General features: G+C 50.6%; 9 protein-coding genes. 2 read left to right on the forward strand and 7 right to left on the reverse strand.

Annotation, left to right across the window (positions count from 1 at the left end; translation table 11 throughout):
* Positions 1 to 280: 280 nt before the first annotated feature.
* A complete protein-coding gene (locus EV294_RS11350) occupies positions 281 to 2,560 on the reverse strand; it encodes an AraC family transcriptional regulator (RefSeq protein WP_132306785.1) in 2,280 nt (759 codons plus the stop codon).
* A 208-nt stretch (positions 2,561 to 2,768) separates the two neighbouring features.
* On the opposite strand from EV294_RS11350, the gene EV294_RS11355 reads away from it, so the two are divergent.
* Entirely contained in the window at positions 2,769 to 3,854 is a 1,086-nt protein-coding gene (locus EV294_RS11355) for a GerAB/ArcD/ProY family transporter (protein WP_165930653.1), read from the forward strand.
* A 6-nt stretch (positions 3,855 to 3,860) separates the two neighbouring features.
* On the opposite strand, the gene EV294_RS11360 is transcribed toward EV294_RS11355, so the two are convergent.
* From EV294_RS11360 to EV294_RS11370, 3 genes are all read right to left on the reverse strand, one after another.
* Entirely contained in the window at positions 3,861 to 5,087 is a 1,227-nt protein-coding gene (locus tag EV294_RS11360; protein ID WP_132306789.1) for a Ger(x)C family spore germination protein, read from the reverse strand.
* Positions 5,084 to 6,652, reverse strand: a complete 1,569-nt coding sequence (locus EV294_RS11365; protein WP_132307173.1) for a spore germination protein — start codon at positions 6,650 to 6,652, stop codon at positions 5,084 to 5,086. Before EV294_RS11365 ends, EV294_RS11360 begins: the two co-directional genes overlap by 4 nt.
* A 188-nt stretch (positions 6,653 to 6,840) precedes the next feature.
* Positions 6,841 to 8,280 (reverse strand): DHA2 family efflux MFS transporter permease subunit, encoded by a 1,440-nt coding sequence (locus EV294_RS11370; RefSeq protein WP_243711645.1) that lies wholly within the window; start codon positions 8,278 to 8,280, stop codon positions 6,841 to 6,843.
* Positions 8,281 to 8,580: 300 nt separating this feature from the next.
* Between EV294_RS11370 and EV294_RS11375 the strand changes: the two genes are divergently transcribed.
* Positions 8,581 to 9,177 (forward strand): TetR/AcrR family transcriptional regulator, encoded by a 597-nt coding sequence (locus EV294_RS11375; protein WP_132306793.1) that lies wholly within the window; start codon positions 8,581 to 8,583, stop codon positions 9,175 to 9,177.
* Between the two features lie 57 nt (positions 9,178 to 9,234).
* Here EV294_RS11375 and EV294_RS11380 read toward each other — a convergent pair whose 3' ends face one another.
* From EV294_RS11380 to EV294_RS11390, 3 genes are all read right to left on the reverse strand, one after another.
* Positions 9,235 to 10,266 (reverse strand): LacI family DNA-binding transcriptional regulator, encoded by a 1,032-nt coding sequence (locus EV294_RS11380; RefSeq protein ID WP_132306795.1) that lies wholly within the window; start codon positions 10,264 to 10,266, stop codon positions 9,235 to 9,237.
* A gap of 107 nt (positions 10,267 to 10,373) precedes the next feature.
* Positions 10,374 to 12,215 (reverse strand): RICIN domain-containing protein, encoded by a 1,842-nt coding sequence (locus EV294_RS11385; protein WP_132306797.1) that lies wholly within the window; start codon positions 12,213 to 12,215, stop codon positions 10,374 to 10,376.
* Between the two features lie 183 nt (positions 12,216 to 12,398).
* Complete coding sequence (locus EV294_RS11390; protein ID WP_132306798.1) at positions 12,399 to 15,170, reverse strand: beta-galactosidase; 2,772 nt, start codon at positions 15,168 to 15,170, stop codon at positions 12,399 to 12,401.
* Positions 15,171 to 15,179: the final 9 nt, after the last annotated feature.

The following is a 15,179-nucleotide window of genomic DNA, read 5'->3' on the forward strand; positions in this document are numbered from 1 at the left end:
ACCGAGGCGTCGCCGCCCGGTACATCCACACTAATCGGTACGGCGGTATACCGTATACGGACAGTTTTCGAACGGTTGGCATTTTTTGAAAGCGTTTAACTAACCGCCGGTGAAAACGCTTCGATTTTTGCTTGTTCAATTATTGTGGATGTTCAAAAAATGCCGCTTGCCAGGCGCAGAAGGCTGATTCTTGGCTGGAAGAGAGCCATTTTATTGCTAGGGCAACAACAAAGCCTGCCGAGCGATTCGGCAGGCTTGCCAGCGATGCAGGTGCAGCATGTCAGGAAATAAGCTTATGCGTTTCCCGGTATTGCCCGGGCGTCGTGCCTACGATTTTTTTGAAGCAACGGATAAAGCTCGACGTATTGGAGAAGCCCGTTTGCTGGGCAACGCCTTCCAAGGTCTGGTTCGTCGTCCTGAGCAGCTGAATAGAGGTTTGTATGCGGAATAAATCGATGTATTCTTTAAAGTTCTGGCCCATCGTTTTCTTGAAGTGATGGCTGAAGTTGGACGGCGACATGGCAAAATGGTCCGCAATCAGCTGAAGGGAGAAATCAGGGTTTAACCCCCTATTCTCGATAAAGCGCGTAATGTCGTCCCGGGATGCATTTCGGACAGGCTGCAAGGTATTCTGGATCATGAGGCATAACCGCTCGCAGCTGTCCCGGACGATATCGGCCATCTGCTCCACCGTATACCGGAACTGGTAAGCCGTATCCGTAAGCCGGAGCAGGACATCGTCCTCCGGGCTAAATCGCTGCAGCCCGTTAAGCAAGGCGCTCACCGTGTTAATATAAACGCTTCGGACCATATGCGGCGGCATTCCCGCGCTGCTCATCTGGGCTATGATACGGTCCGTAATGGAGCGTACCGCGCCGGCATCATTTTTCAAAATCGACAACTCGAGCGATTGCAGCAGCTCCGCGTAGTAGGATACGGAGCCGGCTTTTGGCGTCTCTATTTCATCGAAGACGATAACCGGACTGCCTCCGCGCAGCTGAAGATGCTCCATTGCCCGAATCGCCTGCAGATAAGCGACGTGAACGGCTTCTGCCCGTTCGGGCTTGCTCGAGGTCCCTATGCCGATATAGACCTTTGCCCCTGTCCGGTCTTCCAGCTGCCTGCCGGTATCCTCCAAATACGGCTTTATCGCAAAGCCTGCCTCGTGGGAGCAGACGTATATCATTTCGTGACTGTAAATGCTCTTTAGAAAATACCCGGTACTCTCGCTTGGCTGCTCCGCCTCCATTGTTCTCAAAAACTCTGCTGCCCGGCAATCCGTCCCGTCACCGCTCTTCGGAGATTCGATCGACATTACGGCAACGGCAACCGCTTCGTGCGGGAATGCTATGCCGTACGAAGCCGCCTGCCTCGTAAACGCTTCGTCATTGCCCGCTTTCCCGCTTACCAATTCCAGCAGCATATGATCCCGAAGCACCGGCATCGTCTGCTTCACTCTCGCATCAAGGGAGGTATTCACGGACACAAGCTCGCCAAGAGCGAAAGAGATCATTTCGAATTCGTTCATGGGCTTCCTGCCGCCGGTCTCGAACAAATTGGAAGCAAAATCCACAATCCGCTTAATCGGCTGATAGTTCCGGCGGATCGCCACGTAGATGATAAGAAATTCGAGCAGCAGCATGATGCCAATCAGAAGAACGGTATTGCGCTGGATCGTCTGAATGCCCTGCAGCATCTCGGTTACAGGCAGGACGCTCACATACTGCCAGCCGTTCTTGTCGGACACGGTATGCGAGATAATGTAAGAGCGGCCGTCTTTCTCGTAAAAGCCCGCTCCCTTGCCGCTCTTATCCAATCCGCTCAGGAAGCTTTGCACTTCGTTAGTGGGTATGTACGATCCTTTCCTGGAGGTGAGCAGAGGAACGCCCTCTCCATCCAGTATAAAGAAGTCTCCGCTGTACATCTCCGACATCGAGTTCAGCATCCGGATAATCGTATCCTCGCGGACCATAATGAGTACCGCTCCCGGCGTCTCGTAGCCGCCAATCGGAAGCGGCAGAGCGAAGGTAAGCATGCGGACATGATTGCTGCCCGGAATGATGACATCCTCAACCGGCCGAACTAACGTCCCCTTCAAATGATTCAGCTCGTTAAACATATTCGGCCAGTCTTTATAGTAATAGCCGATGCCCGGCTTGCCGAAGTCGCCCGCATTGTAAGCGCTTCCTGTTTTGGCGAATAAATAGCCCATACTCTCGATATAAAGCAGGGTGTTGTCGATAAAGCCGTCCGTGGCATTGTATTTGCGCATTTCGTTTGCGATTTGCACGCGTTGGTAGTCAATGTCTTCGGCGTTGTACAATTTGATTTCCCTGTTTTTCAACAGCTCGAACGGCAGATTGTATACATAACGCGTAAACGTATCCATCGATGTCCTTACCTGCTCCGTAAGATGCGTATTCCAGTCCATCTCCTTCTGCTTGACGACCGCCGTGGAGTGGGGATAATAGTAGATCAAAATAATCAAGAGCGGGAACAGCAATACCAGAAAGTAGGAGACGAGATGCTGGATCAGCAGATTCATACGGCTTCTTTTCATCGCAACGCCACCTTTCGCCTTGCCAACTCAAACGATGGGAAAAGTCTCAATAATTGCTTTATTATACCACCCCGGACAAAAGCAGACTACCGTCCAAAGCAGCAATTGAAGGATTTCCCGCGATCCCCCGACGGAATAAGAAAGGATTAATTTGGAAAAATAGATGATAACTGTTCAAAAAATTCATCATGGGAATTGCGAGGTTAAGATGAGTAAAATTACGGTCTATCAGTTGTTCGCAATCACCTTTATTTTTCAAATAGGCACTACGATTATTTTCGGCTTTGGCGCTCAGGCGGGCAAGGATGCATGGATCGGGGAATTGATATCTTGTTTCTTCGGCTTGGTAGTGGTTCTAATCTTCCTCGCCTTGATGCGCATGAATCCGGGGCTAACCCTTGTGCAATGGTTTCCCGCGCAATTTGGCCGATGGATCGGAACTCCGATTGCATTTCTATACCCCCTATTGTTTATCTATATTGTTGGACGGATTACAGCGGATATCCGGGATATGGTTTCAACTACCATCTTGTTTAATACACCGCTTATCGTCATCTCAGGCGTTTTTATCTTTATTATAGCCTATTGCGTATATAGTGGCATTGAACGCATTTCCCGGCTGGGGGAAATGTTTCTCCCGATCGTATTGCTCTTGTTTTGTATTGAAGCCGTTCTTCTCATAGGCTCCAATGTTATGAAATTCCATAATTTGCTGCCTGTTTTGGAACAAGGCTGGGCGCCCGTCATGAAGACCGTTTATCCCTCCGGCATCACTCAATCCTTTGGAGAAACCATTACCCTTGCTATGTTCTGGACGGAGACCAAAGAGCCCAATAAAGTGTTGAGAATTACGATTCTCGCGTCTTTGCTTTCCGGAATCATGGTTACCTTATTCGATGTCATGGCGATTTCCGTTTTCGGAGATATGTTTTCCGGTTTCCTGTACCCTCTTTACACCCTGCTTAGTTTGATCAGTATCGGAAAATTCATTGAAAACTTACAGATGTTCGGCGTGCTTTATTTATTAATGACGGCGCTGCTAAAAAGCGTCGTCTTAATGTTTGCGGCGGTCAGAGGGATTCAACAATTAACGAATATGAAGAGTTACCGTGTGCTTGTCATCCCGTCCTGCGCCATCTCCCTCATTCTTGGATTGACTATGTCCAAAAATATTGCGGAGCACATTTACCGTCATCACTTCGAAATATTGGTTCCTTATATATGGGTGCCCATGTACTTGGTTTTGCCTGCGATTCTTCTCCTAGTTAATTGGCTTCGGCAATTGATGAAATGAACTTCTTCATTTCTTGATCTCGTCTGCTTTTAATTGCAAGGAGGGTCCTGTTACCCCTATCCGTCGAACCGTTATCTTTGCGTTTACAGAAATCTCCGCTTCCCTAAATTGTTCTTCCCAGTTATTCCTTATCGATTTCCATAATGCCAAGTTTTTTCTTCTAATAGTATCACTGAATCCAAACACGTCTGTCCCGTATTTTCTCTGCACTTTGGCAATCGTCCGTGAGACGGTTTCATTGACCTGTTTGTCCAACGCGTTTTGCACCAGGCTAATATTATTCGTCTGTGTTAAGTCCAGCCTGGTATTATTTTCACGAATGGCTCCTTGTCCCGTTAATGTAACAAAAATTTTCAACTTGCCCTTCTGGAGTGCAGGCTGAATCTTGCTTTGCATCTTATAAAGATTAATACTGACATTCCCCTCCTCTTGCGGTATTGCTGCGGATACCGTCAGACTGCGCAGATTGCCGTTTACCCAGCGCATGGCGAGGCCTTCCTCTAAATCTAAAAACCCGACTAATTTCAGCTCTTTATTAAAAATTCCTGTACCTGCAATCCGGAACCCATTATGATTGGAACCGGATTGCTCATTCTGATTTTCTTGACCTTGCGGCACGGAGTTCATGCCGATGGTTATTGCAGGTACGACAGGGCAAGCTCCTTCGCTCGTTGCAGCATGCAAAAAGTTCAACAATCCCATTTCCACGGGCGTTCCCATTTGACCATATTCCCCCAAAACCCCAAGGGCGGGAATGATTTCCAACGGATACGATATTTTTAGAAAATCCCTTGCCGTACCTCCCTTGACGATAAATATATCGGTTCGCAGCTTGAGTGTCGGATCACGGGTATACGTATCGAATATCTCATTAACACCTTGTCTAGCCATGGATTCACCAATTACGATGACCCGCCGATGACCGCGAAACACTTGCCTGGAAAGCTTAGTCTGCATCTGCTTAACCGCCTCGAGCGTATTCATTCCGATACCCGAAACAACAAAGAACGGTTTATCCTGGCCTCCTCCGCCTTTGCCGTTCTGCTGTCCGCCGCTTATTTTGGTCGGAATGATCGTCTGGGCACTGATCATCACTTTCTTGTCCGGGGCATTGTCGATCCCCCATGCAAGTTCGACCGCTATCTCATTTACTTCCGAACTATCCCAACAGCCCGATACTAAGGTAAAAGAGAGAACCAAACAGAACAAGCTGGTCCTGCGCAACTTTTTCATTCGTCTGCTTTCCCTTTCTTTGAACTTGGTTGTTGGCCTTCCGGAATGCGGGTCTTATTTGCCCCTGATGAAAAGGCGGAACGCTGGGTCATACTCCACCTTGGCGCGCGTATGAATATATCCTTCAAGCCTTGAGATATATGCGGAATGACCGGAGTCATATACGGAACTCCAAACGACCGTAAGCCAAGAAGATGGATGATCAACAGGAATAATCCGCTTACAATCCCGTATAAGCCCAGCATACCCGCCATTATCAGCATTGGAAAACGAAGAAGACGATAAGCGGTCCCGAAATTATAGCGCGGGATGGCAAAGGAGGCGATCCCTGTCGTGGCAACAACAATGACAACAGGAGCGGATACGATGCCTGCTTGCACGGCAGCTTGTCCGATGACAAGCGCTCCCACAATGCTGACGGCCGAGCCTACGGCTTTAGGCATGCGAATACCGGCCTCGCGAAGCCCCTCGAACATAAACTCCATTAACAATGCCTCAACAAAGGTAGGAAAAGGAACGCCCTCCCTCGAATTAGCGATACTGATGAGCAGGTTCGTAGGGATAAGCTGTTGATGGAAGGTTGAGAGCGCGACGTACAAGGACGGAAGCAGCAGTGCGATATTAAATAAGGAATAACGGACAAATCGAATAAACGTTGTATAAATCGAACGTTCGTAATAATCTTCAACCGCCTGCAAACCCGTCCAAAACGTCATCGGAACGATCAGCACAAACGGGGTATTATCGACAAGGATCGCGACTTTTCCTTCGAGCAAACTTGCGCATACGATATCGGGCCGCTCGGTATTTTGAACTTGCGGGAATGGAGACCATGGGGCATCCTCAATAAATTCTTCGATAAAGCCTGATTCCAACACCCCGTCCATCACAATCCGGTCGATTCTATTGCGGACTTCCTTCAGCACTGCGTTCGAGACAATTCCGTCAATATATACAATAACAACATCTGTCTGGGATACTTTGCCTATCGTAACGGATTCCATTTTCAGCTTTGAACTACGGATTCGTCTTCGTATTAAGCTGGTATTGGTACGCAGCGTTTCCGTAAATCCGTCCCTTGGGCCGCGAACGGATATTTCCGCAGCCGGTTCTTCAATCGAGCGTTTCTCGAATCCTTTTAGATCTGCGACAAGAGCCTTGTTTTCTCCGTCAGCCAAGAGAACAATATTCGCCTTCAGAATGCCATCGATTATTTCGCCTAAAGTGGAAACCGTTTTAATTTGCGAGACGGCAAACAGTTTATCTTGAATCATCTGCCCCGATATAGGGGCATCTTCATATAGGAGCGGCGCTAACACCATGTTATCCAGCGTTTTGTTGTCAATTAAACCATCCGCATATACGATAAGAATTTCAGGATTGCTGCTGATGGAACGAAAAATGATATCGGAGCATTGTTCAAAAATTCCCCTAACCGTCTTCTCGTTTATAGAAAGCTTTGTGCTTAATTCAACATGCTGATCGCTAAGCATTGGAGGATCATTCGATTCGAATCGGTCAGAGCTATGGTTGCGGTTAGATTGTTGCCGGCTTCTTATTCGCATCAAGCGCATATGCCTCCTCCAAACGTTAAGCATTCAGTTGTGTAGTATATCCAATCTTTCCATAGTTTATCGAATAGCTTCTTTTGATCCGGAGACTTCATTAGCCCAAGCAGTCCGTTCATCTTCTGGAATATCCAAAACGCCAAAAAGAGCTGCCTCGCGGCAGCTCATTTCTTATTGCGTAACATTTACATTTCTCTAGCTTCCTGAACCTTCATCTTCGTTGTGATCTGTTTCTCGTCAGAGGCTTGAGCAACGCGTTTGATGAAGAAGGTCAGAATCAGACCCACAACGCCAATTCCGACGATAACCAGATAGGCATCGTTCATGCCGCTGATCGTCGCGTTCGTTACCATCTGCTGTTGCGTCATGCCTTCCGTTGCCCCGGATGTCATCGCATCCTCAAGATGGGACTTCGTTTGCGTAGTCAGGATCGTTACGAGAAGCGACGTGCCAACCGCACCCGCTACCTGCCTGATCGTGTTCGAGATCGCGGTGCCATGCGCGTTCAGACGGTTAGGCAATTGATTGAGGCCCGCTGTCTGAACAGGCATCATCAGGAGCGCCATGCCGATACGGCGTCCGGTCGACATGAGAACAAGATACGTATAGCTGGTGGTATCCGTCAGATTAATGAAACCGAGAGTTGTCACGATAACGATAATCATGCCGGCAACGGATAGCCATTTGGCGCCGAATTTATCGAACAGTCTGCCTGTAACGGGCATCAGGAAGCCCATGATAAGCGCGCCCGGAAGCAGAAGCAGACCCGATTCCATCGCGGTATAACCGCGCGCATTCTGCAGGTAAAGCGGAAGCAGCATCATATCCGCATACATAATCATCGTAATCGCAATGTTGATAAACGTCGTTAAGCTGTACATATTGTATTTAAAGGCGCGCAGATCAAGCAGCGGATTGTCGGAAATGAGCTGACGCCATACAAACAGCACCAGGGCGATAAAGCCTCCGATAATCGTGATAAGCACCTCCGCGCTTTCCCATCCTGCGCTGCCCGCACGGCTGAAGCCGTACAGCAAAGCGCCAAAACCGATCGTGGACAAGATGACGCTGATCACATCGATCTTCGGATACGAACGCTCCGAAACATTCGTGAGAAAAACATATCCGCAAATGATAACGATAACCGCAAGCGGAATCATGCCGTAGAACATCATTTCCCATTTAAAGTTCTCGAGCACCCAGCCGGCAAGAGTTGGGCCAATCGCCGGTGCGAAGATAATGGCGAAACCAACCATTCCCATTGCGCCGCCCCGCTTCTCGGGCGGGAACAAGGTTAAGATAACGGTCATGAGTAGCGGCATGATAATACCGGCGCCAGCCGCTTGAATCAAGCGTCCGATAAGCAATACGTTGAAATCCGATGCGAGCGCCGATACGACGGTACCTGCCAGGAATAATACCATTGACGTCTGGAACAGCTCGCGCGTCGTAAATCTTTGCATCAAAAAGGCTGTAATCGGAATTAAAATACCGTTGACCAGCATGTATCCGGTCGTCAGCCATTGGACCGTAGTCGCCGATATGCCGAAGTCATTCATCAGCTCGGGGCCGGCTACGCTCATAATCGTCTGGTTCAGCGTCGCAATAAAAGCGCCTAAAATCATAACAAATAAAATGGGCCCCTTTTTGACAGAACCGTCTGCTTGTAAACCTTTACTCAACCGCTCCATCCTTCTTTCTTGTCTCTCTAGACTAAATTTACAATGTGTCGTATAGTGAACATTGTATAAATTAAATTATAGCTCGAGCCGCCCCTTTTACAAGCAACGATTCCAGGTAAAAGTGTAAATTAGTTTACAGAAATTGAATTTTTGTAGCTTTAGCAAAGAAAATAATACAGTCAAAAAAGAAATTGTAGTTTACAACTAGGTAATTAATTACTAAAGGAAAGGAATGCAGTAACGATGGATAAAACAACAACCCGGACCGACCCCCGTATCCTCCGGACGCGTCAGCTGCTAAGAGATGCCTTTATCGATCTGCTCGAGGAAATGGACATCGAGAAAATTTCGGTTAACAAGCTTGCCGAGCGCGCTACGATTAACCGGGTTACTTTTTATCTTCATTATAAAGACATCCCGGACATGCTGGAGAAAATGGCCGATGATATGATCGAAGACATTCATCAGGTTCTTGACCGGTCTACCGTAAAATCCGACTCCCCGGAGGTAATCAATACAACGATGCTTGTAAAGCTGCTGGAGCATATCGCGGAGCATTCGAAATTTTACAAGATCATTCTGGCGTCTCACCGCACGACGATCTTTACCGAGCGGTTGCTGCGGCTGTTGACCAAGCTGATCTCGGACGGGATAGACAAACGGGGAAATGATTCTTTTGTGGCCAAGGCCAATATTCAGAAGGATATTGCGGTGTGGTACAGCTCCGCCGCCTTGATCGGCACGATAGTGTCCTGGCTTCGGGCGGACATGCCGTATACCCCTGTTTTTCTCGCGAAGCAGTTTTTCCTGCTCCGCACGCTGCAGGACCCGAAGGAATGAAGAAATCGCCCTCACCCTGAAATCGTGCATACGGGTGAAGGCGATTTTTTGTTCTGCTTATCCATCGGCTAACGGCTTTGTGCTTTGTCTGACAATAAGTTCCGGCTCCAGGGAGTACACTTTCTTGACCTTTTCCTTGTTCATCAGATCTCGGAGCACCCGCACCGCCGTCCGTCCAAGGCTATTCGCCTGCTGCGATACGGTTGTCAGCTCGGGAATCACGTGATGAGCAAGCGGAATATCGTCGAACCCAACGATCGAGATATCCTCCGGTACGCGAAGTCCCTGCTCCACCGCCGCTTTAATCGCCCCGATTGCCGTAAAATCGTTAACGCAGCATACCGCCGTCGGCCGGTCCTTCAATTGCAGCAAGGCCTCCATTTGCGTCCGTCCGGAATCAACGGAGAAGCTGTCCGGCAGGATCCAGTCCTCCCGCACGGCAAGACCCGCATCCTTTAAAGTCTTCTTATAAGCCCTGATCTTGACGGCTGTAGTTGCCATATGAATCTGTCCGCCGATAAAGCCGATCTTCTTATGGCCGGTTTCGAGTAAATGCTTGACCGCCAGAACGGTGCCCGCATATTCGTCCGTTACGACGCGGGTAATGCCGGAATCCTTCAAATTGCCGTTTACGAGCACCATCGGAATTTTCTGCGAATGCTCCACAACCTCCTGAATCAAGGCAGGACTGCAATCCTTCAGGTTAATCCGTCCGCCCATAAACAGAATGCCGTCGACCCGCTTCTCCTGCATGATGGTCAAGAACTCCGATTCCTTGTCATGCAAGCCTATCGTATTGCAGAGGAAAAAAGTATGGCCGGATTCCCTTCCTTCCTGCTCCGCGCCGGAAAAAACTTCGGGAAAAAACGGGTTCGTAATATCCGGCAGAATAACGCCGATTATTCCCGTTTCTTTCTTCAGCAGGCTCCTTGCGTTCGCATTGGGCTGAAACTGATATTTTTGCATGATAGCTTCGATCTTTTCCCTCGTGGAAGCGCGTACGGGAGCGGTGTCATTAAGTACGCGCGAAACGGTTGCAACGGACACCTTGGCTTCCTTCGCTATATCGTATACGGTCACTTGCTTCATCTGATAGGTTCTCCTCTGGAACATCTAATATAGTTGAAATTATACCAAAGTTAGGTTGCTAAAGAAACGGATTTAAGCAGCCGCTATCCGCCAATCTCCCTATAATTTCAATTGACTTTAACCAACGTCCACTGCTGATTTGTCCCGTTGTTGTCGGACCATTGAATGACGGATGCCCCGCTTGCCGTCGAGGCTTGATTCACATCCGCGGTCAAGCCGCTGTTCCGGTTCACGAGAATAACCGATCCTCCGGCGTCCACGGGGAGCCACTGCTGATTATATCCGCCATTGTCCTGGTATTGAATCAACGCGGTACCGCCGGTTGTGGAGCTCTGGTTCACATCCAGCAACAGTCCGCTGTTCACGTTCTGAATCTTGTAATAACCGTTGCCTGCCGAGACAAGCTTCCAGCGCTGATTGCTGCCGCCGTTATCCGTGTATTGAACAACCGATGCGCCATTTGAAGTTGAAGCGCCGTTTACGTCCATTACCAACCCGCTGTTCTTGTTGACAATCTTATAGATTGCCGCGGAAGGATAACCCGTTGTGCCGGTGTAGGTAACGTTGGAGATCACGTATGTCGTAACCGAGCTTGCTTTGGCCGTAGCGGTAAACGTTTTGTTCGAGACGACCGCATTAGAGAGCTGGGCAAGATCCTCTGTTGAGGAGGTCCGGTATACCGCAGCGGAGCTGCCTGCGGCCGTAAACTTGCCAAGGTCATAGGTGACGGAGGTATCCGTTGTCGCGCTGTTGGTTGTAACCAGCACAAGCTTGCTGGAGGCCGCATCGTAAGCCGCCAGCGTATTGGCATCGCTCATGCCGATAATCTTGTAGCCCGGGCGGATAAATTTGCTGTAATTCCCCATGACGTAATATTTTTTGTTCACCGTGTAGCTTGTCGTCTGCGTGCTGTTCAGCACGTTTTTGAAAAAGCCCCACCCATCCGCGCTATCTACCGCCTGCCAATAAACCCACGCGGTTACGCCCATGTTGCGGATGTCCTTCAAGATGGTGCGGGACATCGTGAGGCCGCTGGCATCCCCGTCTCCGTACTCCGAGACCCAAGGCGTCTTCCCGTTGGATGCCGCGATGTTGCGGAAGGCCGCTCTGTTCGTTCCGCCGTACGTATGCGTGTTGACCTGTGCCAATGCCGATTTGACTGCGCTCGAGTAGCTGTTATAAGAGGTTACGGAATCATCTATGCTGTATTCTTCCGGAGCGCTCAGCTTGGTTCCCGTGAGACCCTTCGCGGCAAGGGAGGCATTCACCTGGCTCAGAATCGTATCCTGGTTAGCCCGGTCGAAGTGCATGCCCTCCTGATTGTTGCCAAGCGACCACCAAGTGGATACCGGCTCGTTCAGCGGGGTCAGGGTCTTGAAGGTAATCCCCCAGCTGTCGCGGAAATGCTTGACGACCTCCGTCAAATAATCGGCAAAATCATCGTAATAATCGCTCTTTAAATTATTAGCCCCGCCGGATGCGCCGGTAACGCTGCCGCTATTGGTCATCCAGTAAGGAGCGGAATTGGAGAAGGCTTCAAATACGTTGGCGCCTCTTGTTTTTGCGGCTTGGAGCATGTACCGCTGGTTCGCGTCGGCCGTCCAATCATATACGCCTTGCGTCGGCTGGAAGCCGGGCACGGCCTTCCGGTATTCCAGGTAACTCAAGCTTGGATTCTCGCCGCCTCCGATGTTGTAGCGGAGAACGTTTAGGCCAATCCCGCTTGTCGTGCTGAACATTTTGTCCGCGTATTCATCCTTGTTGGCATAACCGCCTACTACCTTTCCCCACCAGGCCAGCGAAGTTCCCCAGCCTTCAATCGTCTGATACTGCAAAGACGGATCGGCAACGGCGGTGTAAGAGCCTGCTGCCGATGCGGTTATCCCGAAGCTTCCCGCAAGCATGCCGCCTGCCAAAGCCCCTGCCAGAACTCGTTTGATCCTTTTCATGTTTTCCTCTCCTTATTTGAGATTGCTCATCACTTCTGACGGTTCTCAGGTGAGACGGACGCTTCGGCATCACCCCCCTTCATGCAAACGATTACAACAACTCAGAAAAAACCGCTGCCCGATATGACTGATTCAAAAATTGAACGCATCATCTAAGCAGCGGTTACTCATAACCTATTTATTTTAAAGCCATGGCTGGGATGGAATAGAAATCCAGCGCCTGCTGGATGCCTGATCATAAAGAAGGCGTACCTTCGACGGGCTTGCGCCGTTCTCGTCAAACAGGACAAGCTCGTTGCGCTCCTTCAGCCATGCCATCGGAATTTTGTAATCCTCCTGAGGACCAACCTGCCAGTAACGGCCAAGGTTGATGCCATTAAGCCACAACGTTCCTTTGCTCATACCCGTTAAACGCAGCTTCAGCTTGGCGTTAACATCCGCCGGAAGCTCCGGTTTATCGAATTGCACGGTATGCCACGCCGGAGCTCCGGTGCTTCCCGCGTACGGTTTACGGTTAAGCTGCTCGACATCGGCGATCCGCCATCCGCCCAACTCGTTCTTCGAGGAAGACAAGAGCAGCTCCAGACGCTGCAGCGGCGATTTTACGTAAGCCATCTCGATCAGGTTGGAGCCTTCCTGAATATAGTCCGAGATGTCCAGCGTGTGATGCAGGAACCAATCCTGATAGCCTTCCAGCTTGATTTCCTTGCCGTTAATGCTGAGGCGTCCGCTGATCGCGCCTACCAGAACGGCGCGGTCAAGACCGGCCTCCACGGTGAAGGCTCTGCGGATCACGCTGCCGCCCGCAATCGAATTGACCTCGTTCAGATGAACCGTTGCGTCTTCATGCTTCCAGCCGCCGAGCAGATCAACCGATTGTCCGTCCGCATAGACGGCTCCGGCGATCCCCTTCACTTCGCCCAAATACGGCGAGAAATTGAGACGACCCATATTTTGCACCAGAATTTGCAGCCTGTTCTTGCTGTTCGGCGCAAGCCGCACTTCCACCGCCGCTGCTCCGACCTTTTGCACAAGCGCTTGCTGGTTGCCGTTAACGTACACTCTCGCGGTATCTTCGAGTCTGGAGATAACGAGATTTGCAGCACTCTCGCTGCCTGCGTCGATGTCGCATTCGTAGAGCAAATGACCATACGGCTGACCAAGCTCGGAGAAAGCTTTCGGCTGCGAGGCCTCCCGGCCTTGCGCCGCCGACAGCTCGCAGGCTTCGGATGCCCAGCCTTCAAGAGCCGGCGCTTGCAAATACACGCATGGAGCAAGCTGTCCGCCAGGGAGAGCTGCCCATTCGCCCAGAAGAATCGGCTCCGCATCGCTATCCTGGAGGGCAGCACGGAACGTACCGTCTGCAAGCAGGTCGAAGTCCGCGTAGCCAATGGCCCAGTTAGACCCGTTCTTGCCGGCAAGCCGCCAAGCCCGGTCCGCGGTGTCTTTGTTGATGACGATAATCCGGTAAGGCTTGCCGCCAACGGTCAGTTGAACGAACTGCGCCTCCTGGAAGTGGCAAAGATCAAAAACAACTCTTCTGTCGCCTTCCAGCCGTTGTCTTCTGACACCGTCATCCTCAACCCGGATGGGCTGACCGGATTCCAGCTCGATATGCGAACGCTGGCCGTTCTCCGCGTACACTATAAGCGTATGCTGCCCGTCGATCAGATCGTTGGCAAGAAGATACGTATTGCAGGTCAGATAAACGCCCGGTTCCACCTGAAGCCTGTCGATGACGGGAACGATGGCATGAGGACCAACCGTAACCGGAATGGTCCGTCCGTCCGGCAGCGTCATGCTGGCCGTTTCCCGCTCGTCCTTCGAGCTCTCCACAAACCAGATCCGCTCTTTGCCTTTCTCGCGAACACGTGCCGCAAAGCCTTGCGGAAGAGCTGCAGAACCGGCAGCGCCTTCAACCGCGCCCAGCAGGACGCTTTCCGTTGCATTCACGAAATAGGACATTCGTTTGGCGGTATTGTATTTCTCCGTTACGCGACCGTATTCATTAAGCGGTGCGTCATAGTCGTAGGAGGTCACCATGAAAATATCGCTCGCGCCAACCGTGCGGCCGCCGTAACCGCCAAAGTTGGTACCGCCAAAGAACATGTAATGGCTGATGCCCGTAAAACCGGCCCGCAGCGATTCCAGCATTCTTTTCTCGTATAGGGCTGCCGTCTTCTGCGTTGCCGCAGGCGCACCCCAATGCTCGAACCAGCCGGTCCAGAACTCGGTTACGATCTTTGGCGTATCCGGCTGCTTTTGCACCAGATTATTATAATGATGGTCCGCTCCGGACCAGAAGTTCGCGCCTTCAACCGTGCCTTCCGCGCCGCCGACGCAAGTGATCAGCGGTACCGTTACGCCGCGTTCCAGCATGACGTCTCTAAGATGAAGCATATAGTCGCGCGCAGCCTCGTCGGTTTCCAGATAACCGTATTCGTTCTCGACCTGCACAAGGATAACCGAGCCGCCGGCGTTAATCTCGCGCTCCCGGATAATCGGGATAATCCGGTCCATGTACCGGTCGACGTAAGTCAGGTACTGTTTATCGTAAGCTCGGAATTTCATATCCTTCTTATTATTCAGCCAGTATGGAAAGCCGCCGAAATCCCATTCCGCGCAAATGAACGGACCCGGACGGGCAATGACCCACAGCCCCAATTCATGGCAAAGATCCAGAAAAGCGCCGCAGTCGTTATCGCCTTCGAAGCTCCACTGTCCTTCTTCAGGCTCATGGACGTTCCACGCAAAATAAGTATCGACGCAATTCATGCCGGCCAGCTTCGCCTTCACAAGCACCTCGCGCCATTCTTCCTTAGGCATGCGGAAATAATGAATAGCCGCGCTGTTCAGGAACACTTGCTCACCGTTAATGTTGTAGCTGAATGCGTTATATTGAACAGCCGTATTTTTATGCGGCAGTCCATTCGTGGATTGGATGGTTTCCTGCATCTGAAGTGC

It is taken from the genome of Paenibacillus sp. BK033, from assembly GCF_004345425.1.
GTDB lineage: Bacteria > Bacillota > Bacilli > Paenibacillales > Paenibacillaceae > Pristimantibacillus.

What these genes read in the sequence shown, in the direction of transcription:
- EV294_RS11390 (WP_132306798.1), bottom strand. Translation starts at nt 15,170, where the DNA reads ATGCAGGAAACCATCCAATCCACGAATGGACTGCCGCATAAAAATACG.
- EV294_RS11350 (WP_132306785.1), bottom strand. Translation starts at nt 2,560, where the DNA reads ATGAAAAGAAGCCGTATGAATCTGCTGATCCAGCATCTCGTCTCCTAC.
- EV294_RS11380 (WP_132306795.1), bottom strand. Translation starts at nt 10,266, where the DNA reads ATGAAGCAAGTGACCGTATACGATATAGCGAAGGAAGCCAAGGTGTCC.
- EV294_RS11355 (WP_165930653.1), top strand. Translation starts at nt 2,769, where the DNA reads ATGAGTAAAATTACGGTCTATCAGTTGTTCGCAATCACCTTTATTTTT.
- EV294_RS11385 (WP_132306797.1), bottom strand. Translation starts at nt 12,215, where the DNA reads ATGAAAAGGATCAAACGAGTTCTGGCAGGGGCTTTGGCAGGCGGCATG.
- EV294_RS11375 (WP_132306793.1), top strand. Translation starts at nt 8,581, where the DNA reads ATGGATAAAACAACAACCCGGACCGACCCCCGTATCCTCCGGACGCGT.
- EV294_RS11370 (WP_243711645.1), bottom strand. Translation starts at nt 8,280, where the DNA reads ATGATTTTAGGCGCTTTTATTGCGACGCTGAACCAGACGATTATGAGC.
- EV294_RS11365 (WP_132307173.1), bottom strand. Translation starts at nt 6,652, where the DNA reads ATGCGAATAAGAAGCCGGCAACAATCTAACCGCAACCATAGCTCTGAC.
- EV294_RS11360 (WP_132306789.1), bottom strand. Translation starts at nt 5,087, where the DNA reads ATGAAAAAGTTGCGCAGGACCAGCTTGTTCTGTTTGGTTCTCTCTTTT.